Below are 23,580 nucleotides of genomic sequence, written 5' to 3'. Positions count from 1 at the left end.
CGTGCGCCCGGCGTGACCGCCGGGGGCGTCGGAAACGTGTGACCTACAGTCAACTTCTGGTCGAACACCTGGCCGGAACGGTACCTCTTCGTGTCATTCCGTGCCCGCGCCGTGAACCTCGGGCGTAGGGTCGGGCATATGCGCATCGCCGTTTCCTCGGACATGGATGAACCGGTGGCCAGGCAGGTCGTCGACGAGCTTCGTCACCGTGGTCACACGGTGCTCGCCTACGGCGCACTGCGCCCCGGAGACCGCAAGGACTGGGCCTGGAGCGCGGAGGCGGCGGCCCGCGCGGTGGCCGAGGGCGCGGCCGACCAGGCGGTGGTCTGCTGCTGGACCGGCACCGGCGCGTCCATCGCCGCGAACAAACTCCCGGGCGTCCGGGCCGCGTTGTGCGCCGACGCGTACACCGCGCGGGGTGCCCGCCGGTGGAACGACGCCAACGCGCTGGCGCTGAGCCTGCGTTCGGTGTCCGGCGCCGTACTCGGCGAGATCCTGGACGCCTGGTTCGACAGCGCCGCGAGCGACGCGGCGGACGACCGGGACAATGTCGCGCACCTGGCGGACCTGGAAGCCGGTTCCGCTGCCGCGACCTCGCCTGAGGGGGCCTGAGCTGATGACGACCGACCTCGTATGGCTCCTCATACGGCAGGACGAGAGCGGCAACCGGTACCGGGTCGGGCGCTACGCCACCCGCGCCGAGGCCGAGCGCGTCGCGGCCACGCTGAACGGCCCCGGCCTCAACCGGGACCAGCAGCAACGGCGTTACGTGATCGAGCGGTTGACGCCGCGCGCCGTGCAGTCCTCGTAACGGGTTCGCGCCGCGCGCTGTGCGGGTCGCGGGTCTCCGTCTTACGTATCCTGCGTCGCATGACCGAACGTGTGGTGGTGGGCGGGGCCGTGCTCGACGCCGGACGGCTGCTGGCCGCGCGGCGGACCGCGCCGCCCGCGCTGGCGGGACGCTGGGAACTGCCGGGCGGCAAGGTCGAGGCGGGGGAAAGCCCGCCGGACGCGCTCGTGCGCGAGCTGCGCGAGGAGCTGGGCGTCACGGTGGAGCCCCTTCAACGCGTCCCCGGCGCCTGGCCGTTGGCCAACGGCCTCACCCTGCACGTCTGGACCGCCCGCCTGGTGAGCGGCACGCCCCGCCCCCTCCAGGACCACGACCAGCTGCGCTGGCTGCTCCCCGCGCAGACCTCCGACGTCGACTGGCTCGACCAGGACCGCCCGGCGGTCGAGTGGGCGACACGCCTTCTGGTCGGCTGACGGCCTGAGGGTAGGGTTTTTCGGTGTCCGCGAACGAGACGGGGGATTCGATGCTGGTGCAGGTGGAACGCGACGGTGTGGTGCTGGTGCTCGGCCACCGGGTGGGCGAGGGCAGGCCGCTGATGATCGTTCCCGGGGTCATGGCCGACGCCGTGTCGTGGCAGCCGGTGGTGGACGCGCTTCCGGCCGGCCGGCCGGTGTACGTACTGAACCGGCGCGGCCGACGGCCCAGCGGTGAGCTGGGTGACGGATACGGGGTCGGCACCGAGGTCGCGGATCTGCGGCGGGTGCTCGACGAGGTGGCCGGGCGGCACGGCGGCGACGGCGGGGTGGACCTCTTCGGCTGGAGCTACGGCGGCCTGATCGCGCTGGAGGCCGCGACGCGGCACTCCGGCGTGCGTTCCCTGACCCTCTACGAGCCGGTGGTGCGGCCCTTCGGCGCGCAGGTGCTGGACTCGCTGCGCGCGGCCGACGCGGCCGGTGACCTGGACCGGGCCGTGGAGATCGTCAACCGGGACGTGTCCGGATTCTCCGCCGAGTACGTCGCGGAGCTGCGCCGGAGCCCGGCCTGGCAGGTGCTGCGGCCTCTCGCCGCGCCGCTCGGGCGCGAGCTGACCGCCCTGAACGAGCACCACGCCGACCTGGCCGCCTACGGGAAGCTCGACATGCCCGTCACCCTGCTGATCGGCGGCGACAACGACGGCGTCGGGCCCTACTGGGAGCCCTTCGCCCGCATCGCGGGCGCCATGCCCCGCGCCCGCGTCCACGTCATTCCGGGCCAGGGCCACCTCGCCCACGTCCAGGCCCCCGCCGCCCTGGCCGCCGCCCTCACCCAAGCCCTAGCCCTAGCCTGACGGCCCCCCCCCCCCCGGCCCGCCCTCGCCGCACCAGCCCCCGGCGGGACCCCGCCGCACCTGCCCCCGGCGGGACCCCGCCGCACCTGCCCCCGGCGGGACCCCGCCGCACCTGACCCCGTGTCCGCTCTCGCCGCACCTGCCCCGGCGCGGACCCCGCCGCGTCCGGGGCTTTCCGTGCCACCGACCCCGACCCCTGGTCGCATCTGGCGCCTGCGCCTGGCCAACCCGGCCACCCTCGGCCTCCAGCCGGCCCTGGCCGACTCCCGACCTCGGGCTCCCGTCGCTAGCGCCGCTCCAGGCGCTTCCCGCGCCGCTGGCTTCGCCCCCGCCGCGCCTGGCCGGCTCCGGCCGACTCCGGACCCCGGTCGCCTCCAGCGCCCGCGCCGCGCCGCGCGCTCCCCGCTGGCCCCGGCCTCCCGGCCGACCCCGGCCGACCCCGGCCGCTACGCCGTCTCCCCGTGGCCCGCGCGGTATCGGGGTGTTTGGGGGAATATCGGGTAAGAGGGATAATTCCCACTGACAGTGGCCGGGGCGGAACCGGCCCGACCCGGTCGGGGGTGACGCATGAGCGCCAGCGGCGGCGATGGCCCTGAGGCGTCCCCGAACCGCGCCCCGGACCCCGCCGCAGGCGGTCCCGAGGAAGGCGGCCAGGCTCCCGCCGGTGGCGGTCCCGCCGAGGCCAGCCCAGCCCCCGCCGCAGGCGGACAAGCCCCCGCCGCAGGCGGCCAGGTCCCCGCAGGGGAGAGCCACCCGGCGGGGGAGAGCCACCGGGCCGGGGAGGAGGAGGCGGCGGTGGGGCGGCCGCATCGGCATCATCATCCGGATATGGATCCCGATCCGGAGTCGTGGGGTGAGGGGCGGGGAAAGAGCACGGGGACGCTGCTCGACACGCTGCGGGTGGCGGTCGTCATGCTGGACACGTCGGGGCGGGTGCTGCTGTGGAGCCCCCTGGCACAGGAAGTGCTGGGCTGGGCGGGGGAGCACATCGTGGGCCGCCGGGTGGGCGGACTGTTCGGGCCGCCCGAGAGCCCGCCGGGACACTCCCCGCGGCGCGGGCCGGACGAGATCCCGCGGATGCCGGACCCCAGCCCCGCCGAGCAGATCCTCGCCGACCTGCTGCGAGGGGGCCGCTGGGACGGCATCCTCTCGCTGCGGCACCGCGACGGCCACACCGTCCAGGTGGAGACCCGTGCCTCGCTGCTGGTCGACGGCGACGGCCGCCCCTTCGTCCTGGCCTCGATGGTCGAGACGAGCCGCCTGCGGACGCTGGAGCACGACCTCGCCGCCCTCGACTCGCTCTTCGATTCCTCACCTCTCGGCGTCGCCATCTTCGACCGCGACCTGCGCTACGTACGGCTCAACGAGGCGCTGGCGGCGATGAACGGCAGGCCCGTCGCCGACCACATCGGCCACACCGTGCAGGAGGTGCTGGACGAGCGGTCGGCCGCCGACCTCACCGCGCTCCAGCGGGACGTCCTGGCCACCGGACGGCCGGTGATCGACCTGGTCACGTACGCGCCGCACGGCCGCGGCCACCGCTCGCTGTCGTACCACCGGCTGGTCGACCGGGCCGGGCGGGTGCTGGGGATCAGCGCCACCGTCATCGACGTGACCGAGCGCGTGCAGGCCGCCGCGAAGGTCGAGCGGGCCCGGCGGCGGCTGGCGCTGCTCAACGACGTGGGCACCCGGATCGCGAACGTGCTGGACGTCCGCCGGTGCGCCGAGGCGCTGGCCGCCGCCGTCGTGCCGACCTTCAGCGACTACTCCGGGGTGATCCTGCACGCCGAGGTCGCCGACGGCGGCGAGCTGCCGACCGCGCCGTACGGCGACAACACCCCGATGCGGCAGCTCGGCACGGGCGCGGTGCGCTGGGGGCCCGAGGTCGAGCGGATGATCCTGACCGGGCAGCCGATCCGCTTCACCCGCAAGTCGATCTTCGGCACGGTGCTGATCACCGGGCAGCCCCGGATGGTGAGTTCGGAGGAGGAGCTGCTGGCCACCACCTTCCCCGGCGACCCGAAGGTGCGCGCGGCCATCGCGCTCGGCGTCCACTCGCTGCTCGTGCTGCCGCTGCGGGCCCGCGGCGTCGTCCTCGGCCTGCTGGTGGTCAGCAGGGCTCGCGAGCGCGAGCCGTTCGACCACGACGACCTGGCCCTCGCGATGGAGCTGGCCAACCGCGCGGGCGCCGCCCTGGACAACGCCCGGCTCTACGTCCGCGAGCGCGAGGGCGCCCTGATGCTCCAGCGCAGCCTGCTCCCGCAGAGCGTCGTGGAACCGCCCGGCGTCGGCGTCGCCTTCCGGTACGTGCCCGGCAGCAGCGGCGCGGAGGTCGGCGGCGACTGGTTCGACGTGATCCCGCTGGCCGGGGGCCGGGTCGCCTTCGTCGTCGGCGACGTGATGGGCCACGGCCTGGGCGCGGCGGCCACCATGGGCCGGCTCCGTACCGCCGTACGGACGCTCGCCGGGCTCGACATGCCGCCGGACGAGCTGCTGCGCCGGGTCAACGAGCTGGGCGACGACCTCGCGCAGGGCCAGGCCGAGGGCTGGATGGCCACCGCCGTCTACGCCGTCTACGACCCCTCGACGCGCCGGATCGCCATCGCGCAGGCGGGCCACCTGCCGCCGGTCCTGGTCGAACCCGTCACGCGGGCGCCGGGCGGCGAGGAAACCGGCGCCCACCCGGACGAGTGCCATGCCCGACTGGTCGAGCTGCCCTCCGGCGTCCCCCTGGGCGTCGGCGGCGTCCGCTTCGAGACCACGGAGCTTGCGGTCGCCGACGGCACGGTCCTCGTGCTCTACACCGACGGCCTGGTGGAGACCCGCGGCCAGGACATCGGCGAGGGCCTGGAACGGCTGCGCCAGACGCTGTGCCGCCCGCTGCCCTCACTGGAGGACTCCTGCGACGACGTGCTCGCCATCATGCAGCCGGGCCGCGAGCCCGACGACGTGGCGCTGCTGATGGCCAGGCTCGGCGGGCTGCCCGCCGGATCCACCGCCTCCTGGACGTTCCCCGCCGAGCCCAGCGCCGTCCGGCTGGCGCGCCGCCGGGTCCGTGACACCCTGGTCGAATGGGGTCTCGCGCAGCTCACCGACGTCACGATGCTGCTGGTCAGCGAGCTGGTCACCAATTCGCTGCGGTACGCGCACGGACCGATCGGTGTACGGATGGTGCGCGGCGGCTCGCTGCTGGTGGAGGTCTCCGACCCGCTGCCGGACCCGCCGCGCGAGCGGATCGCCACCCTGGAGGACGAGGGCGGCCGTGGTCTGCAACTGGTCGCACGGGCCTCACGGCGCTGGGGAACGCGTCACGGACCGTTCGGAAAGACCGTCTGGTTCGAACTGGCTCTGCCGTGACGCGCGCGATGATTCACGGGAGCTGTGCCGGGTATGCCGAAGACGCGGGAGCGAGGGGTGTGACCGCGCTGTCCCGGGGACGGTCCCCGTACCCCAGGAGCCGAGATGATGCTGTGATCGACAAGACCGTGTGCTGGACGGTCCTCATGCTGAATACTCGGCTCCAACCGGTCCATGTGTGCTGAGCTGGAGGGGTCGGGCGAGTGAGCGACATGCCAGCGAGGGCGGTACCGCCCCGAGACGACACGGACGCGGTCGACGCGGTCTGGCAGTCGAGTCCGCCCGGTTCGCTCTACGACTACATACGCGTGGCGTCGTTCTCGCTCGACGGTGACGGCCGGATCGACCAGTGGAGCGCGCGGGCCGCGCAGTTCTTCGGCGTACCGGCAGAACGCGCGCTCGGCCGCGACCCGGTGAACGCCTTCGCGCCCGAGCACGTACGCGAGCGCGCGCACGAGCGCCTCGCGGAGATCCTCGACGGCCACGAGTGGACCGGACTCGTGCCGTACCGGGACGCCTCCGGCGGCCAGGGCCTGGCCGAGGTCTACGTGATGCCCGCCGACCACGGCGCGCTGTGCATCGCGGTCGACGTCGCCACGCTGCGCCAGATCGAGACCGATCTGGCCGCCTCCCAGGCGGTGTTCGGGCAGTCGCCGATGGGCTTCGTGCTCTTCGACACCAGCCTGCGGCTGATCCGGGTCAACGAGCGCTTCGCGACCGTCTTCGGCCGTGAGGCCGAGGAGAACCACGGCCGCGGCCCGCACGACTTCCTCTCCCGCGTCGAGGCCGACCGGCTCAGCGCCGCGCTGCGCCAGGTGCTGGAGACCGGCGAGCCCGTCCTGGACATGCCGCTGGTCGGCACCGTGCCCGGCGATCCGGGGCGGCGGCGCTGGTCGATGTCGCTGTACCGGCTGCACAGCGGCACCGGGCGGCCGATCGGCGTCGCGGGACTCGCGATGGACGTCACCGGACGTCAGCGAGCCGAGCGCGAGGCCGCGCACGCCCGCCGCAATCTCGCGCTGCTCAACGAGGCGGGCGCCCGTATCGGCACCTCGCTCGACCTGGAGACCACCGCGCGCGAACTGCTGGACGTCGCCGTCCCGCACTTCTGCGACATCGCCTCCGTCGACCTCTACCAGGCCCTGCTGTCCGGCGCCGAGGATCTGACGGGCACCACCGACGGCAGCGGGGACGTGCGCCGGGTGGCGTTCGCCAGTTCCGTGTCGGACGCGCCGATAGCGATGGCCGGGGACGACGACGATGTGGCGGACGGCCCGGTCGCGGTCGGCGCCGTGCACCGCTACCGCTTCAGCTCCGCCAGCGCGCGGGCGCTGCGCACCGCGCAGCCGCAGGTGATCGACGGCGACGGGGGGCCCGACCTCGGCGGCACCCTCGTGCAGTCCACGCTCGTGGTGCCGATGGTCGCCCGCGACACCGTACTGGGGCTGGTGCAGTTCTCCCGCGCCAAGGGCAGCGAGCCGTTCGTGGACCGCGACCGGATGCTCGCCGAGGAACTGGCCGCCCGCGCCGCGGTGTTCATCGACAACGCCCGGCTCTACCGGCGCGAGCACGAGCGCGCGCTGATCCTCCAGCGCAGCCTGCTGCCCCCCGACGACCCCGAGGCCGCGGGCCTCGACATCGCCTGCCGCTACCTGCCGGGCAGCATGGAGACCGAGGTCGGCGGCGACTGGTTCGACGTCATCGAACTGCCGGGCCACCGCACCGCGTTGGTGGTCGGCGACGTGATGGGCCGCGGCCTGCGCGCCGCCGTCGCGATGGGCGAACTGCGCACCGCCGTACGGACCCTGGCCGCGCTCGACCTCGAACCCGCCGAAGTGCTGGGCGCGTTGGACGAAGTGGCCAACGGCCTCGGCTCCCCGAACCAGGGCCGCACCCGCCGGGCCAAGGACCGCGGCGGCGCCGACCTGTCCGAGGTCTACCTGGCCACCTGTATCTACGTGGTCTACGACGCGGTCACCCGGCGCTGCACGATCGCCAACGCGGGCCATCTGCCGCCGGTCGTCGTGGAGTCGGGCGAGTCGCCGCTGCTGCTCGAAGTGCCCAGGGGAGTGCCGCTGGGCGTCGGCGGCGAGCCGTTCGAGGAGATCGAGGTCGAGCTGAACGAGGGCGCGCTGCTCGCCCTGTACACCGACGGTCTCGTGGAGTCCCGCAACCACCCGCTGGACGAGGGCCTCGACGCCTTCCGGGACTCGCTGGCCGGGCCGCCGAGGCCGCTCGAGGACATCTGCGACCACGTGCTGGCCACCCTGGACACCGCGCACGGCGAGGACGACATCGCCCTGCTGATGGCCAGAATCCGCGGTCTGCCCGCGGAGCAGGTCGGCGACTGGACGCTGGAACCGCGCCCCACGTCGGTGGCCAGGGCCCGCGAGCTGGCCCGCGAGCAACTGCTGAGCTGGGGGCTCGGCGACCTGGTCGACACCACGGAACTGCTGGTCAGCGAGCTGGTCACCAACGCGCTGCGGCACGGCTACGGCGACATACGACTGCGGCTGCTGCTGGACCGCACCCTGGTGTGCGAGGTGTGGGACAGCGCCCTGGTGCAGCCGCGCCGCCGCCGCGCCCGTGACACCGACGAGGGCGGGCGCGGCCTGCAACTGGTCACCATGCTCAGCGAGAGCTGGGGCAGCCGCCGTACCCACCGCGGCAAGACCGTCTGGTTCGAACTCGCCCTGCCCGGCGAGCAGTCCCACTCCAGCGGTCCTTCGGTGGACGAACTGCTGAGCATGTTCTAGCGCCTGCCGCGCGCGGCAGGCGGACGGCCCTCGGCGGTCAGGCCGCGCGGTCCTTGAGCTTGGCCAGTCGCGCGTCGATCTCCGCGCTGTCGCCGAGCGCGTCCAGCGACTCGAACTGCGCGTCGAGCGAGGACGCGGCCAGCTCCTCCTTGCCCTTGGCCCTGGCCTCCTCGCGCCGCACCTTGTCCTCGAAGCGGCCCAGCTCGCTGGTCGGGTCGAGCACGTCGATGTTCTTGACCGCGTCCATCATCTGGTTCTGCGCCTGCGCGGACTTCGCGCGCGCCACCAACGAGTCGCGCTTGCCCTGGAGTTCGCCCAGCTTGGCCTTCATCGAGTCCAGGCCGGACTTGAGCTTGCTCACGATCTCGTTCTGCGAGGCGATCGTCGGCTCGGCCATCCGCGCCTCCTTCTCGGACTGGAGCTGACGGCCCAGCGCGATCTTGGCGAGGTTGTCGAAACGGTCGGCCTCCGCGGCGTTGCCCGAGGCGCGCTGCTCGTCGGCCTTCTTGCTGGCCGCCAGCGCCTTGTCGCCCCACTCCTTGGCCGCCGCGACGTCCTCGGCGTGGTCCTGCTCCATCAGCCGCAGATTGCCGATGGTGGTGGCCACCGCCTCCTCGGCCTCGCGGATGTTGGTGGTGTAGTCCCTGATGAGCTGGTCCATCATCTTCTGCGGGTCCTCGGCCTGGTCGAGGAGGGCGTTGATGTTGGCCTTGGCGAGCTGGGTCACCCGGCCGAGGACGGTCTGCTTCGTCATGGTCGTACTCCTTGCGTGTCCGTATCCGTGAGCCAGAAAGGGCCGGAAAGAGGGGCCGGAAAGTAGGGGGCCGGAAAGGAAGGGGCCGGATAGAAGGGGAGTCAGGGGAGTTCAGAAACGGCCGCCGCCGCCCATCCGGCCGCGGGTCTGGCCGCCGCCGAAGCTGCCGGGCCCCGAGCCGCCGCCCCCGAAGCCCCCGCCGAAGCCGCCGCCTCCCCGGCCGCGCCCGCCGCCGAGGATCTCGCCGAGGATGATCCCGCCGAGCACCGCGCCGCCCATGCCGCCGCCGGAGCGCCGGCCGCCGGGCCCGCCGAAGCCCCCGCCGTACCCGCCGACGTCCCGCCGGGCCGCGTCCTGCGCCTGCCGGGCCAGCCGGTCCGCCTCCTGCGCGTGCGCCAGCGCGCCCGCCGCGTCGGAACCGGCCAGCGCCTCGGCCTGCTGGAGCCGCCGTTCCGCCTCGGTGAGCCGGGTACGGGCCTGGCTGCCGACCGCGCCGCGGTTGGTGGTGACCATGTCGCGGGCGGCGGCCACCTCGCTGCGCGCCCCCAGCAGCGCCTGGTCCAGCAGCCCGCGCGCCCGCTGCTCGCTGACCTCCCGCTCGCGGGCCCCGGCCAGCGCCTCGTCCAGCGCCGCGTCCGCCTCCTCGACCCGGCGCAGCCCGGCGATCGGGTCGTAGCGCCCCGCCGCCAGCTCCTGCCGTACGTCGGCCACGACCGTCTCGGCGCGGGCGATCCTGCCCTGGAGGTCGGCGGTGGAGACCCCGGCGGCGGTGCCGTCGAGCAGGCCGCGGGCCTCGGCGAGGTCGGTGTCGGCCTCGGTCAGCGCGTCCCGCAGCTTCCCGTCGGCCTCCGCCAGCTCCTGGGCCCTTCGGGTGACGGAGTCGGTGAGCATGACCGCCTGGTCCAGCGCGCCCTCGGCGGCCCGTACGTACACGGCGACCTTGCCGTGGTCGGTGCCGACGGCGGCCCTGGCCTGTACGAGGCTGGCGTGGGCGAACTCCAGCCGGTCCCTGGCCTCTGCCGGGTGGCCGGTGACCGGGTCGAGCGCGGCGTCCGCGTACTTCTGCGCCAGCGGCGCCAGGGACGCCTCGGCGGTGTCGATCCGGCTCGGCAGCGCCGCCGCCTTCGCCTCGGCCTGCTCCAGCACCTCCGGCGCGTTCGCCTCCAGGGCGCGCAGCCGGTCGAACGCCTCGGACTCCGCGTCCAGCCGCCGGTTGGCCTGGGTGCAGCGGGACAGGATCTCGTCCAGCATCTGCCGGCGGGTCGCGTCGTCCTCGGGTATCGCGTCGTCGAGCTGCTGCCGCAGCCGGAAGGCCGCGGTCAGCTCGGTCTTGGCGTACTCGACGGCCTCGGCGAACGGCCGCGCGGCCTCCTCGCCGAACTGCGCCGCCGCGAAGCCCACGTCCTCCTGGCTGGTGCGGACCGCGTCGTCGGTCTCCACCAGCAGATGCTTGGCCTGCGAGTCCAGCTCGGGCAGCGGGGTCGGCTGCGGGGCGCCCCAGCCGCGCTCGCCGGGCGCCGGGCGGGCGGGCTGCCGCGGGCCGCGCTTCCTGCGGAACGCCCACACCCCGACCGCGCCCGCGGCGCCGACGGCCACCACCGGAATCCACAGGTCGGCCGCGGAGTCGCCCGGGGGCGCCCCGCTGCCGCCCGGGTCCGCGGTGCCGGGGGTGATCGAGGGGACGGTCACCGGAAGGCCGCTGAGGACCGCGTCGTAGCCGGTGGCCGCGCCGATCGCGGCGCCCGCCCAGTCGTTCTGCCGCAGCGCGGGCTCGACGGCCTGGCTGCTGACCTCGTTGAGCTGGGCCGCGGTCAGGCCGGAGTCCTGGTCGGCGGAGACCGCGTACTGCCGGTCGTGGGTGGCCACCGCCAGCAGGACGTCCCGCTGGCCCAGGCCGTTCTTGGTCGCGGTCGCGTTCGCCCAGTCCTGCGGAGCGCGGCCGGAGAAGGTGCGGACGTACGCCACGAAGAGCTGGACGCGCTGCTTCTGGTAGAGGCCGTCCAGCGCCGTGACGACCTGCGGCTGCCGGTCGCCCAGTGCGCCGACCTTGTCGGTTATCTGGCCGGACCTGGACAGCGTGATCGGGTCGTCCGCCCGTGCCGACGGCGCGCCGGACAGCAGCATCAGGGCGCCGAGCGCCGCAACGATTCCCGCGAGTCGCCGCATGCGTACCGCGCCCTTCGCCGCGCCACGGCCGCTTGCCGCGTGCTCCTTTTCGGAGGCTATGTCCGGTGTGTCCGGAGCGCGACTCGGAGTTCCGTTCCCGCCAGCCCGCCAGCCCGCCCCGCCAGCCCCGCCCGCCTGCTCCCCCTGCCCGCCCCGCGCGGGGCGGGCAGGCAGGCAGGGGAGAGGGGAGCTACTCGCCGCGGCGGCGGATCTTGTTGCCCAGCCAGATCAGCGGATCGTACTTACGGTCCACCGCCCGCTCCTTGAGCGGGATCAGCGCGTTGTCGGTGATCTTGATGTGCTCCGGGCACACCTCGGTGCAGCACTTGGTGATGTTGCAGTAGCCGAGCCCGTGGTCCTCCTGCGCGGACGAGGCGCGGGTCAGACCGGCCTCGGAGGCCGCGTCCAGCGGATGCATGTCCAGCTCCGCGATCCGCATCAGGAAGCGCGGCCCGGCGAACGACGTCTTGTTCTCCTCGTGGTCGCGCACCACATGACAGGTGTCCTGGCACAGGAAGCACTCGATGCACTTGCGGAACTCCTGCGAGCGCTCCACGTCGACCTGCTGCATCCGGTACTCCCCGGCCGCGACCCCCTTCGGCGGCACGAAGGCCGGGACCTGCCGGGCCTTGTCGTAGTTGAAGGAGACATCGGTGACCAGGTCGCGCACGACGGGGAAGGTCCGCATCGGGGTGACCGTGATCGTCTCCTCCGGTGCGAAGACCGACATGCGGGTCATGCACATCAGCCGCGGCCGTCCGTTGACCTCCGCGCTGCACGACCCGCACTTGCCCGCCTTGCAGTTCCAGCGGACCGCCAGGTCGCCCGCCTGGGTGGCCTGGAGGCGGTGGATGATGTCGAGCACGACCTCGCCGTCGTTGACCTCGACCTGGTAGTCGCGCAGCTCGCCGCCCTCGGCGTCACCGCGCCACACCTTGAAGTGCGCTTCGTAACTCACCCGTCGAGCTCCTCGTCCGTCAGGTATTTGAGCAGCTCGTCCCTGTCGAAGAGGTCGAGCAGGTCGCCCCGGATCGGGTCCGTCGCGCGCCGGCGCAGACCGATCTGGCCGTGGTCGGGGTCGGTGGCGGCCAGGCCCCCGGTGGGGTCGGTCAGCTCGCAGACCAGATTGACCTTGCGCCAGGCGCGGTCCATCTCCGGATGGTCGTCGCGGGTGTGGCCGCCGCGGCTCTCGGTCCGCTCCAGCGCGGCACGCGCCACGCACTCGCTGACCAGCAGCATGTTCCGCAGGTCGATCGCCAGGTGCCAGCCGGGATTGAACTGCCGGTGCCCCTCGACGCCCGCCCGCCGCGACCTGGCCCGCAGCCCGGTCAGCCGGTTCAGCGCGTCCTCCATCTCGGGACCGCGCCGGATGATGCCCACCAGGTCGTTCATCACCTGCTGGAGCTCCTGGTGCAGGGTGTACGGGTTCTCCGCGGGCCGCGCCCCGCCCGCCTGCGCGCCCCCGCCCGCCTGCGCGCCCCCGGCGGCCTCCGCCGCGTCCGCGTCCTCCGCGCTGAACGGCCGCAGCGCCTCGGCCGCCGCGGTGTCGATCTGCTCCTCGGGTACGACGGGACGCGCGCCCTCGACGAACGAGGCCGCGTACCGCGCCGCGTGCAGCCCGGCCCTGCGGCCGAAGACCAGCAGGTCGGAGAGCGAGTTGCCGCCCAGCCGGTTGGAGCCGTGCATGCCGCCCGCGACCTCGCCCGCCGCGTAGAGCCCCGGCACCCCGCGCGCCGCGGCGGTGTCCGGGTCCACGTCGACGCCGCCCATCATGTAATGACAGGTCGGGCCGACCTCCATCGGCTCCGCGGTGATGTCGACGTCCGCCAGCTCCTTGAACTGGTGGTGCATCGACGGCAGCCGCCGCTTGATCTCCTCGGCGGGCAGCCGCGTCGACACATCGAGGAAGACGCCGCCGTGCGGGGTGCCGCGCCCGGCCTTCACCTCGGAGTTGATCGCGCGCGCCACCTCGTCGCGGGGCAGCAGCTCCGGCGGTCGGCGGTGGGTGTCAGGGGCGGAGTACCAGCCGTCGGCCTCCTCCTCGGACTGCGCGTACTTCTCCTTGAAGACGTCCGGCACGTAGTCGAACATGAACCGCTTGCCGTCGCTGTTGCGCAGCACCCCCCCGTCGCCGCGCACCGACTCGGTGACCAGGATGCCCTTCACCGACGGCGGCCAGACCATGCCGGTCGGGTGGAACTGGATGAACTCCATGTTGATCAGCGGCGCCCCGGCCAGCAGCGCCAGCGCGTGCCCGTCGCCGGTGTACTCCCAGGAGTTGGACGTCACCTTGAAGGACTTGCCGATGCCGCCGGTCGCCAGCACCACCGCGGGCGTGTCGATCACGAACAGCCGCCCGGACTCGCGCACGTAACCGAAGACGCCCGCGACCTTGTCGTCCTGCTTGAGCACGCGGGTGACCGTGCACTCCTGGAAGACCTTCAGCCGCGACTCGTAGTCGCCGGTCTCCGCGAAGTCCTCCTGCTGGAGCGAGACGATCTTCTGCTGGAGGGTGCGGATCAGCTCAAGGCCCGTACGGTCGCCGACGTGTGCCAGCCGCGGGTACTCGTGGCCGCCGAAGTTGCGCTGCGAGATCTTGCCGTCGGGGGTGCGGTCGAACAGCGCGCCCCAGGTCTCCAGCTCCCAGACCCGGTCGGGAGCCTCCTTGGCGTGCAGCTCCGCCATCCGCCAGTGGTTGAGGAACTTCCCGCCGCGCATGGTGTCGCGGAAGTGCACCTGCCAGTTGTCACCGGAGTTGACGTTGCCCATGCTGGCCGCGATGCCGCCCTCGGCCATCACCGTATGGGCCTTGCCGAACAGCGACTTGCAGATCACGGCGGTACGCATGCCCCGCTCCCGGGCCTCGATCGCGGCCCGCAGCCCGGCGCCGCCCGCGCCGACCACGACCACGTCGTACGCGTGCCGTTCGACTTGTGTCATCTCAGAAGAACCTCGGATCGTCGAATACGCCGCTGGAGACCAGATAGATGTAGAGGTCGGTGAGGCCGACGCTGATCAGGGACGACCAGGCGAGCAGCATGTGACGGCCGTTCAGGACGCCGACCCAGCCCCAGAGGCGGTAGCGCACCGGGTGCGCGGAGAAGTGCCTGAGCTTGCCGCCCATGATGTGCCGACACGAGTGGCACGACAGCGTGTACGCCCAGATCAGGATGATGTTCACGAGCAGGACGACCGTGCCCAGACCCATGTGGCCCCAGCGGTCGTGCTCGTCGCGGAAGCCGAGCACCGTGTCGTAGGTGAGGATGCCCGCCACCGGCAGCGCGAAGTAGAAGAAGTAGCGGTGCACGTTCTGCAGGATCAGCGGCAGCCGCGTCTCGCCGGTGTACTTCGCGTGCGGTTCGGCGACCGCGCAGGCGGGCGGCGAGGCCCAGAAGCCCCGGTAGTACGCCTTGCGGTAGTAGTAGCAGGTCAGCCGGAAGCCGAGCGGGAAGACCAGCACCAGCAGGGCCGGTGACAGGCCCCACCAGTCGCCGAACAGCGGCCAGTTGGCGCCGCCCTTCATGTCCGCGCAGTTCGACGCCAGGCACGGCGAGTAGAACGGCGAGACGTAGGGCGCCGCGTAGTAGTGGCTGTTGGCGAAGGCCCGCCAGGTCGAGTAGACGACGAAGGCCGCCAGGCCGAGCGCGGTGACCAGCGGTGGCACCCACCACCGGTCGGTCCGCAGATGCCGTTCGGAAATGGCCGCGCGCCCCGGCGTCAGGACGCCGCGGCGCGCGGTGGGGGAGGGGGTGGTTCCGGTGGCCAAGGAGGACTCCGAAGGAACGGGGGAGGGGACGCCGCCGGGTGCGGGCGCCGAGGGGTGCGGGGGTGGTACGGCCGCCGCGGGCCGGTGCCGCGCGCTACGGCGCGTGCCGGTGCGGCGAGCCCAGCCCCTCGTCCTCCGCGTCGGCCCACAGGCCGCGGTCGTACGGCGCGTCCGGGATCGTCACCATCTCGACCTTGCGGATGCCCGCGGTTGTCGGGACGGCCTCGTGCAGCAGAGCCAGGCTCTCCCGCAGATGGGCCGCGTCGGCCCGCACCCTGCGCATGTCCAGGCTGTCGCCCACGTGCTCGTCCAGCCGCCCGACGCAGCGCATCAAATCGTCGAGCCGCCGGGTGACCGACGTCAGATCGTCTTGCAGGGACATACGGATGCCTCACCTTCTCCGCCGTGCGGGGGTGATGCGGTTGATGACGCTGCCGCGCCTGGAAGTGTCGCGCGTCACACCTTCGGTTGGGAAGACGCGTGCACCAATTCCCCTCCGGGGCGGTTCGCCGGTCTCCGGGCGCGCCGCCCGCCCGGCCACCCCGCGCAGTCCCCCGCGCCCCTCATGGGCCGCCCCCCGCGCCAAGGGGCCGTCCGGGTGGAAGAGCGGGGCATTGCGGTCGTGTCGGGGCGGAGAGCCGCTCCTCGTCCCCTCCACTGGGAAGTGATTACCCGGAAATCAGGCCAAATGAGTATGTCCCCGGTCTATGCCGGGCCGCCGGAGGTGTCCGATCCATGAACCGCAGCGCGAACCCACCCGTATTGCGCGCCGCCGTGGCGCTGACCGCCGGGGCGGCCATGACCCTGACCGCCTGCTCCTCGGGCGGCGGCGCCGCCGGGACGGCGGGCACCGACATCGCGACCGTCTCGCGCGCGGGCGTCCGCGACGGCGGCACGCTGCGCTGGGCGACCGATGAGCTGCCCCGCACGCTGAACGCGTACCAGGCGGACGCGGACGCCGACACGCTGACGATCGCGGGAGCCACCCTCCCGGCGATGTACCGGCTCGACGGCCACGGCTCCCCGCGGGCCGACAGCGACTTCCTGGCGAGCGCGGACGTCGCGCAGTCACCGCGCCAGGTGGTCACGTACCACCTGAACCCCAAGGCGAAGTGGAGCGACGGCCAGGCGGTCGGCGCGGCCGACTTCGTCGCCCAGTGGAAGGCGCTGAACGGCAAGAACAGCGCCTTCTGGACGGCCCGCAACGCCGGTTACGACCGGATCTCCGACGTCCGGCAGGGCAAGGACGCCCAGCAGGTCGACGTCACCTTCGCCAGCCCGTACGCGGACTGGAAGTCGCTGTTCAGCCCGCTGTACCCGAAGTCGGTGACCAGTGACGCGGACACCTTCAACGACGGCGTGCGCACCAAGCTGCCGGTCGTCGCGGGCCCCTTCGCGGTCGAGGCCGTGGACACCAAGAAGGGCACCGTCACGCTGGACCGCAACAAGGCGTGGTGGGGCGAGCCCGCCAAGCTCGACCGGATCGTGCTGACCGCCGTGCCGGTGGACAAGCGCCCCGCCGCGCTCGCCGCGGGCGCCCTCGACCTGGCCGAGATCGACCCCGGCGCGGTCACCGCCGTGACCGGGACCAAGGGCCTGGCCGTACGGAAGGCGCCCGACGCCGCGTACGCGCAGCTCGCCATCAACGGCAGTACGGGACCGCTGGCTGACGAGCGCATCCGGCACGCCGTGGCCCGCGCCATCGACCGCAAGGCCATCGCCACCGCCGTGCTCAAGCCGCTCGGGCTGCCCGACGAGGCGCTCGGCAACCACCTGGTGCTGCCCTCGCAGGACGGCTACCGCGACAACAGCTCGGCGCTCGGCACCAACGACGTGCAGCAGGCCCAGGCGCTGCTGGCCGACGCGGGCTGGACGCGCAGCAACGCCAAGACCGGCGACCAGGCGGCCGGCGGCCCCGGCCGTACCGCGGCCTCCGGCGCCGTCACCGTCGTGGAGCCCGCAGCCGCCGTCAGCAAGGCGGGCAAGCAGCTCACCATGCGCTTCGTGCTCCCGGCGGACTCCCCGACGCTGGACGACGTCGGCACCCGGATCGCCTCGATGCTCTCCGGCATCGGCATCCGCACCGAGATCACCAAGGTCGCGGGCGACAGCTACTTCCAGGACCACATCGCCTCGGGCGACTTCGACCTGGCGCTCTACTCCTGGCCCGGCACGGCCTACCCGGCCACCGACGACACCCCGATCTTCGCCAAGCCGGTGCCCGCCCCCGACGGCTCGCTGACCGTGGCGCAGAACTACACGCGGGTCGGCACCGACCAGATCGACCAGCTCCTGGACCGGGCGGGCGGCGAGCTGGACACCTCCGCGGCCCGCGACCTGACCTCCAAGGCCGACGCCCGGATCTGGGCCGCGGCCGGTTCCATCCCGCTCTACCAGCGCCCCGGCCTGGTCGCGCTGCGCACCACCGTCGCCAACGCGGGCGCCTTCGGCTTCCAGACCCCCGACTACCAGAACCTCGGCTTCCGCAAGTAGGCGCGCGCGGTCGCGGAAAACCGTGCGATTACGGGCCCCAAATCCCCTCTGAAGCCAGCCATCGGCGGCCGAGGGGGGTTGGGGCCCGTACCATGGGGTAAGGCCGCGGCGTGACCTTGCCCGGCAGGCGAGCGCGTCAACGAGGAACGCGACGTCCATCCACGATTCCGGGAGAAGCGCCGCAGCATGTCCACGCGCCACGATATTCGTAACGTCGCCATCGTCGCCCACGTCGACCACGGCAAGACGACCCTCGTCGACGCGATGCTCAAGCAGGCCGGCGCATTCGCCGCCCACCAGCATCTCGACGATCGGATGATGGACTCCAACGACCTGGAGCGCGAGAAGGGCATCACCATTCTCGCGAAGAACACCGCCGTGAAGTACCACCCCAAGGGCGGTGGCGATGTCATCACGATCAACATCATCGACACCCCGGGCCACGCCGACTTCGGCGGCGAGGTGGAGCGCGGCCTGTCCATGGTCGACGCGGTCGTGCTGCTGGTGGACGCCTCCGAGGGCCCGCTGCCGCAGACCCGTTTCGTGCTCCGCAAGGCGCTGTCGGCGAACCTGCCGGTCATCCTCTGCGTGAACAAGACGGACCGCCCCGACTCCCGGATCGACGAGGTCGTCAACGAGACGTACGACCTGTTCCTGGACCTGGACGCCACCGAGGACCAGATCGAGTTCCCGATCGTCTACGCGTGCGCGCGGGACGGCATCGCCTCGCTGACCAAGCCGGAGAACGGCACGGTTCCGGCCGACAGCGACAGCCTGGAGCCGTTCTTCTCCACGATCCTGTCCACCGTCCCGGCCCCCACGTACACCGAGGGCGCGCCGCTCCAGGCGCACGTCACCAACCTCGACGCGGACAACTTCCTCGGCCGTATCGCCCTGCTCCGGGTGGAGGAGGGCGAGCTGCGCAAGGGCCAGCAGGTCGCGTGGATGAAGCGCGACGGCTCGGTCAGCCAGGTCAAGATCACCGAACTGCTGATGACCGAGGCGCTGACCCGCAAGCCCGCCGAGATGGCGGGCCCCGGCGACATCTGCGCGGTGGCCGGTATTCCGGAGATCACCATCGGCGAGACGCTGGCCGACCTGGAGAACCCGGTCGCGCTGCCGCTCATCACGGTCGACGAGCCCGCGATCTCGATGACCATCGGTACGAACACCTCGCCGCTGGTCGGCAAGGGCGGCAAGGGCCACAAGGTCACCGCCCGCCAGGTCAAGGACCGCCTCGACCGGGAGCTGATCGGCAACGTCTCGCTGCGCGTGCTGCCCACCGAGCGCCCCGACGCCTGGGAGGTCCAGGGCCGTGGCGAGCTGGCGCTGGCCATTCTGGTCGAGCAGATGCGCCGCGAGGGCTTCGAGCTGACCGTCGGCAAGCCGCAGGTGGTCACCAAGGTGATCGACGGCAAGGTCCACGAGCCGGTCGAGCGGATGACGGTGGACTGCCCCGAGGAGTACCTGGGCGCGATCACCCAGCTCATGGCGACCCGCAAGGGCCGCATGGAGACCATGACGAACCACGGCTCCGGCTGGGTCCGCATGGAGTTCGTCGTCCCGGCCCGCGGCCTGATCGGCTTCCGTACGGAATTCCTCACCGACACCCGCGGCACCGGCATCGCGCACAGCATCTTCGAGGGCCACGAGCCGTGGTTCGGCGACCTGCGGACCCGTAACAACGGCTCCCTGGTGGCCGACCGCGCCGGTGTCGTGACGCCGTTCGCCATGATCAACCTCCAGGAGCGCGGCGTGATCTTCGTCGAGGCGACCACGGAGGTCTACGAGGGCATGATCATCGGTGAGAACTCGCGGTCCGACGACATGGACGTGAACATCACCAAGGAGAAGAAGCTCACCAACATGCGCGCCGCGTCCGCGGACAACACCGAGAACGTGGTGCCGCCGCGCAAGCTCTCGCTGGAGCAGTCGCTGGAGTTCTGCCGCGAGGACGAGTGCATCGAGGTGACCCCGGAGACGGTCCGCATCCGCAAGGTCGTCCTGGACCAGAAGGAGCGGGGACGCTCGGCCGCTCGGGCCAAGCGCTGACCGCGCAGCGCCCGTAGGGGCGCGGGGAGCCGCGCGACCAGACTCCGCCGCCGGACGGCGGGGACCGGTCACGCGCTCTCCGCGCCCCTTTTGGGTTTTTCGCACTGTCCGTTATCCGGACGTTCATCTCCGCTCAGCGGCGTAAGAAAGATCACACTGTCCGTTTCGAACCTGTCTGTGTACGTTCCAGATTGTCCGAATTTTGAGCAGGCTCCTCTGCCCATCGTGACCGAAGCGAAACCAGACCCTGTTCCGAGCGACCTCAAACGTGCCCGATAGTGGACGAAGTTGAGCTCGGGTCAATGGGTCACGCGCTGATGGGGAGCGCCGACTCACGAGCACGGAAGGCCAGGCCCTTCTCCTGTCAGGGGTGTCAGGAGTGTCAGCAGCGACCGGCCTTCCTTTCACGTATCGACAGTGACTCCTGAGGAGGCAAACCCATGCGCGGTGCCAAGAGCGCCAAGTGGGTCATAGGCGCGGCAGTCGTCGCCCTCGCGGCAACCGCCTGCGGTTCCGGTGATTCGGACAACAAGGCCGGCGGTTCCAACGACGGCATCGTCAGGGCGTGGTGGGGAGACCCCCAGAACCCCCTGGAGCCGGCGAACACCAACGAGGTCCAGGGCGGCAAGGTCCTGGACATGATCTTCATGAACCTCAAGGAGTACGACCCCAAGACGGGGAAGGCCAACCTTGAGGCCGCTGACTCGATCACCACGACCGACCAGCAGAACTTCACCATCAAGATCAAGCAGGGCCTGAAGTTCTCCGACGGCACCCCGGTGACCGCCAACTCGTTCGTCGACGCCTGGAACTACGGCGCGCTGCTGACGAACAAGCAGCTCAACGCGTACTTCTTCGCGGACATCGACGGCTACGCCGCGGTGCACCCCGACAAGGAGGGCGCCGCCCCGACCGCGAAGACCATGTCGGGTCTGAAGGTCGTGGACGACACCACCTTCACCGTCAAGCTCACCCAGAAGTTCTCCACGTGGCCCGACCGCCTCGGCTACAAGGCGTTCGCGCCGCTGCCGAAGTCGTTCTTCACCGACCACGCCGGCTACCTGAACAAGCCGGTCGGCGACGGCCCGTACATGATCGACTCGTACAGCAAGGGCTCCAGCATGAAGCTGGTCCCGAACCCGAACTACACGGGCCCGAGCAAGCCGAAGAACAAGGGCGTGCTGCTGAAGGTCTACACCGACAGCAACACCGCCTACGCCGACCTCCAGGCGGGCAACCTGGACGTCCTGGACGACGTTCCGGCCGAGCAGCTCAGCCACGTGAAGTCGGACCTCGGCGGCCGCTACCTCAACCAGCCGGCCGGCATCATCCAGACGGTCTCCTTCCCGCTGAACCAGAAGGCGTGGAGCGCCCCCGGCATGGAGAAGGTCCGCCAGGGCCTGTCCATGGCGATCGACCGGAAGACCATCACCGAGAAGATCTTCCAGGGCACCCGCACCCCGGCCACCGACCTCACCTCCCCGGTGCTGGGCGCGGCCGGCGGTTACAGCGACTCCGTCGGCGGCGAGTCGGTCACGTACGACCCGGTCAAGGCGAAGCAGCTCATCCAGGAGGGCGGCGGCATTCCCGGCGGTCACATGACCATCGGGTACAACGCCGACACCGGCTCGCACAAGCAGTGGGTCGACGCGGTCTGCAACAGCATCAACAACGTGGTGGGCAACAACAAGGCGTGCGTCGGCGCCCCCACCGGCACGTTCGCGGACTTCCGCAACCAGATCACCAAGGGTGAGATGACCCAGCCGTTCCGCTCCGGCTGGCAGATGGACTACCCGCTGATCGACAACTTCCTGACGCCGCTGTACGTGACGGGCGCCAGCTCGAACGACTCGCACTACAGCAACCCGCAGTTCGACTCGCTGATCAAGCAGGCGAACTCGGAGCCGGACACCGCCAAGGCGATCGGGTTCTACCAGGACGCCGAGAAGATCCTGATGAAGGACATGCCCGTCATCCCGCTCTGGTACCAGAACGGTGGCGCCGGCTGGTCGTCCCGGGTGTCCAACGTGACGGAGAACGCCTTCAGTGTCCCCGTCTTCACCGACATCACGGTCAACAACTGACCTGATGCGGTAAGCGCGCCCGCCATGGCACCCCGTGGCGGGCGCGCGTTCGGGGGGAACTGACAGCAACCGCTCGCGGTGCGGAGGTCGGCCGGGGTCACAAGCCCCGGCTCACGTCTGCCCCGATCCCTGGAGGACAGATGGGGCGCTACGTCATTCGACGACTGCTCCAGATGGTTCCGGTCTTCATCGGAACCACCTTTTTGATCTTCGTCATGGTCTACGCGCTCGGCGACCCGGTGGCCGCCATGTTCGGCGACCGGGCGCCCGACCCCGCCACGGCGAACCAGATCAGGCACGACCTGTATCTGGACCACTCGCTGCCCGCGCAGTACGGGCACTACATGTGGCAGATCCTCAGCGGCAACTTCGGCACCGCCGCCACCGGGCAGCCGGTCACCGAGCTGATGGGCACGGCCTTCCCGGTCACCATCCGGCTGACCATGGTCGCCTTCGCGATCGAGGCGGTCGTCGGCATCGGGCTCGGCCTGCTGGCCGGGCTGCGGCGCGGACGGTTCGCGGACTCGGGCGTGCTCGCGTTCACGCTGCTCGTCGTGTCCATCCCGACCTTCGTGACCGCCTTCCTGCTCCAGTACTTCGTGGGCGTGAAGTGGGGCCTGGCCAATCCGGCGGTCGCCGAGGGCGCCCCGATCGGTGACCTGATCCTGCCGGGACTCGTCCTGGCCGGTGTCTCGCTCGCCTATGTGGCCCGGCTGACCCGTACCTCGGTCGCGGAGAACTCCCGCGCGGACTACCTGCGCACGGCCGTGGCCAAGGGGCTGCCCAAGCGCCGGGTGGTCACCGTCCACCTGCTGCGCAACTCGCTGATACCCGTGGTGACCTTCCTCGGCACCGACCTCGGCGCGCTCATGGGCGGCGCCATCGTCACCGAGCGGATCTACAACATCCACGGCGTCGGCTACCAGCTCTACCAGGGCATCCTGCGGCAGAATCCGCCGACCGTCGTCGGCTTCGTGACGATCCTGGTGATCGTCTTCCTGGCCGCCAACCTGCTCGTCGACCTGCTTTACGCGGTCCTGGACCCGAGGATTCGCTATGTCTGAGATGTCCGACGCCCGGAGCGCCGCGAACGCGATATCCACAGCGCCCGCCGGGCTGCCCGTGGACGGACCGCGCGGCCCGGTGGAGCCGTCGAAGCCGTCGCGTGACGCGGAGCGCGAGAAGCCGCGCAGCCTGTGGAACGACGCCTGGCACGACCTCAGCCGCAAGCCGATGTTCTACGTGTCCGGGCTGCTGATCCTCTTCCTGGTCGTCATCTCGATCTGGCCCAGCCTGATCGCCGGGGGCAGCCCGCTCTCCTGCGACCTCGCCAAGTCGCAGAACGGGGCGACCTCCGGGCACCCCTTCGGCTTCGACCAGCAGGGCTGCGACGTCTACACCCGCACCGTCTACGGCGCGCGCGCCTCGGTGTCGGTCGGCATCTTCGCGACCCTCGGCGTCACCGTGCTGGGCTCGCTGCTCGGCGGCCTGGCCGGTTACTTCGGCGGCTGGTGGGACTCGATCCTCTCCCGGATCAGCGACATCTTCTTCGGCATCCCGATCCTGCTCGGCGGCATCGTCTTCCTGTCCGTGGTCAAGGGCGGCAGCGTCACCACCGTTTCGCTCTTCATGATCCTGCTGGGCTGGCCGCAGATCGCGCGTATCGCGCGCGGCTCGGTCATCACGGCCAAGCAGCAGGACTACGTGCAGGCGGCGCGGGCACTCGGCGCGGGCAACGCGCGGATGCTGCTGCGGCACATCGCGCCCAACGCGCTCGCCCCGATCATCGTGGTCGCGACGATCGCGCTGGGCACGTACATCTCGCTGGAGGCGACGCTGTCGTTCCTCGGCGTGGGCCTCAAGCCGCCGGCCGTCTCCTGGGGCATCGACATCTCCCAGGCGTCCACCCAGATCCGCAACGCGCCGCACATGCTGCTGTGGCCCGCGGGCGCGCTCAGCGTGACGGTGCTGGCGTTCATCATGCTCGGCGACGCGGTGCGCGACGCCCTCGACCCCAAGCTGCGCTAGGAGGTAC

General features: G+C 71.7%; 17 protein-coding genes. 11 read left to right on the top strand and 6 right to left on the bottom strand.

What is annotated here, in order from left to right:
* Positions 1 to 138 precede the first annotated feature (138 nt).
* The 6 genes from ACFY9V_RS16495 to ACFY9V_RS16470 all read left to right on the top strand — a co-directional run bounded on the left by ACFY9V_RS16495 (position 139) and on the right by ACFY9V_RS16470 (position 8,230).
* The gene (locus tag ACFY9V_RS16495; protein ID WP_391127280.1) at positions 139 to 612 is read left to right on the top strand and encodes an RpiB/LacA/LacB family sugar-phosphate isomerase; all 474 of its coding nucleotides are present in this window, start codon (positions 139 to 141) and stop codon (positions 610 to 612) included.
* 4 nt (positions 613 to 616) lie between these two features.
* Positions 617 to 811 (top strand): SPOR domain-containing protein, encoded by a 195-nt coding sequence (locus ACFY9V_RS16490; protein WP_355348316.1) that lies wholly within the window; start codon positions 617 to 619, stop codon positions 809 to 811.
* Between the two features lie 59 nt (positions 812 to 870).
* A complete protein-coding gene (locus ACFY9V_RS16485; protein WP_391161671.1) occupies positions 871 to 1,263 on the top strand; it encodes an NUDIX domain-containing protein in 393 nt (130 codons plus the stop codon).
* Between the two features lie 23 nt (positions 1,264 to 1,286).
* Positions 1,287 to 2,117: an alpha/beta fold hydrolase gene (locus tag ACFY9V_RS16480; protein WP_391161670.1), complete on the top strand. Its 831-nt coding sequence runs from the start codon at positions 1,287 to 1,289 to the stop codon at positions 2,115 to 2,117.
* Positions 2,118 to 2,945: 828 nt separating this feature from the next.
* Positions 2,946 to 5,474 (top strand): SpoIIE family protein phosphatase, encoded by a 2,529-nt coding sequence (locus ACFY9V_RS16475; protein WP_391161669.1) that lies wholly within the window; start codon positions 2,946 to 2,948, stop codon positions 5,472 to 5,474.
* A gap of 212 nt (positions 5,475 to 5,686) precedes the next feature.
* Positions 5,687 to 8,230 carry a SpoIIE family protein phosphatase gene (locus ACFY9V_RS16470; protein WP_391161743.1) on the top strand — a complete coding sequence of 848 codons (2,544 nt, stop codon included), beginning with the start codon at positions 5,687 to 5,689 and terminating at the stop codon, positions 8,228 to 8,230.
* Positions 8,231 to 8,267: 37 nt separating this feature from the next.
* On the opposite strand, the gene ACFY9V_RS16465 is transcribed toward ACFY9V_RS16470, so the two are convergent.
* From ACFY9V_RS16465 to ACFY9V_RS16440, 6 genes are all read right to left on the bottom strand, one after another.
* Positions 8,268 to 8,984, bottom strand: coding sequence for a PspA/IM30 family protein (locus tag ACFY9V_RS16465; protein ID WP_391161668.1), 717 nt, complete (start codon positions 8,982 to 8,984; stop codon positions 8,268 to 8,270).
* Positions 8,985 to 9,095: 111 nt separating this feature from the next.
* A complete protein-coding gene (locus ACFY9V_RS16460) occupies positions 9,096 to 11,150 on the bottom strand; it encodes a TPM domain-containing protein (RefSeq protein ID WP_391161667.1) in 2,055 nt (684 codons plus the stop codon).
* A gap of 190 nt (positions 11,151 to 11,340) precedes the next feature.
* Positions 11,341 to 12,108, bottom strand: a complete 768-nt coding sequence (locus ACFY9V_RS16455) for a succinate dehydrogenase/fumarate reductase iron-sulfur subunit (RefSeq protein WP_355348299.1) — start codon at positions 12,106 to 12,108, stop codon at positions 11,341 to 11,343.
* Positions 12,105 to 14,090 carry a fumarate reductase/succinate dehydrogenase flavoprotein subunit gene (locus tag ACFY9V_RS16450; RefSeq protein WP_391161666.1) on the bottom strand — a complete coding sequence of 662 codons (1,986 nt, stop codon included), beginning with the start codon at positions 14,088 to 14,090 and terminating at the stop codon, positions 12,105 to 12,107. The genes ACFY9V_RS16455 and ACFY9V_RS16450 overlap by 4 nt, the downstream gene beginning before the upstream one ends.
* 1 nt (position 14,091) lies before the next feature.
* A complete protein-coding gene (locus ACFY9V_RS16445) occupies positions 14,092 to 14,916 on the bottom strand; it encodes a hypothetical protein (RefSeq protein ID WP_355348294.1) in 825 nt (274 codons plus the stop codon).
* A 94-nt stretch (positions 14,917 to 15,010) separates the two neighbouring features.
* Positions 15,011 to 15,298, bottom strand: a complete 288-nt coding sequence (locus ACFY9V_RS16440) for a hypothetical protein (protein ID WP_355348291.1) — start codon at positions 15,296 to 15,298, stop codon at positions 15,011 to 15,013.
* A 353-nt stretch (positions 15,299 to 15,651) separates the two neighbouring features.
* Between ACFY9V_RS16440 and ACFY9V_RS16435 the strand changes: the two genes are divergently transcribed.
* From ACFY9V_RS16435 to ACFY9V_RS16415, 5 genes are all read left to right on the top strand, one after another.
* Positions 15,652 to 17,409, top strand: coding sequence for an ABC transporter substrate-binding protein (locus ACFY9V_RS16435; RefSeq protein WP_391161665.1), 1,758 nt, complete (start codon positions 15,652 to 15,654; stop codon positions 17,407 to 17,409).
* A gap of 186 nt (positions 17,410 to 17,595) precedes the next feature.
* The gene (gene typA, locus ACFY9V_RS16430; RefSeq protein WP_391161664.1) at positions 17,596 to 19,461 is read left to right on the top strand and encodes a translational GTPase TypA; all 1,866 of its coding nucleotides are present in this window, start codon (positions 17,596 to 17,598) and stop codon (positions 19,459 to 19,461) included.
* A 440-nt stretch (positions 19,462 to 19,901) separates the two neighbouring features.
* Complete coding sequence (locus ACFY9V_RS16425; protein WP_391049267.1) at positions 19,902 to 21,545, top strand: ABC transporter substrate-binding protein; 1,644 nt, start codon at positions 19,902 to 19,904, stop codon at positions 21,543 to 21,545.
* A 140-nt stretch (positions 21,546 to 21,685) separates the two neighbouring features.
* Positions 21,686 to 22,609, top strand: a complete 924-nt coding sequence (locus ACFY9V_RS16420) for an ABC transporter permease (protein WP_188285682.1) — start codon at positions 21,686 to 21,688, stop codon at positions 22,607 to 22,609.
* A complete protein-coding gene (locus ACFY9V_RS16415; protein WP_391161663.1) occupies positions 22,602 to 23,573 on the top strand; it encodes an ABC transporter permease subunit in 972 nt (323 codons plus the stop codon). The genes ACFY9V_RS16420 and ACFY9V_RS16415 overlap by 8 nt, the downstream gene beginning before the upstream one ends.
* Positions 23,574 to 23,580 lie beyond the last annotated feature (7 nt).

Origin of the sequence: Streptomyces sp. NPDC008317, from assembly GCF_042955955.1 — a bacterium.
GTDB lineage: Bacteria > Actinomycetota > Actinomycetes > Streptomycetales > Streptomycetaceae > Actinacidiphila.
The sequence above is the reverse complement of the archived record's forward strand: the minus strand, read 5'-3'. Positions and strand labels throughout refer to the sequence as shown.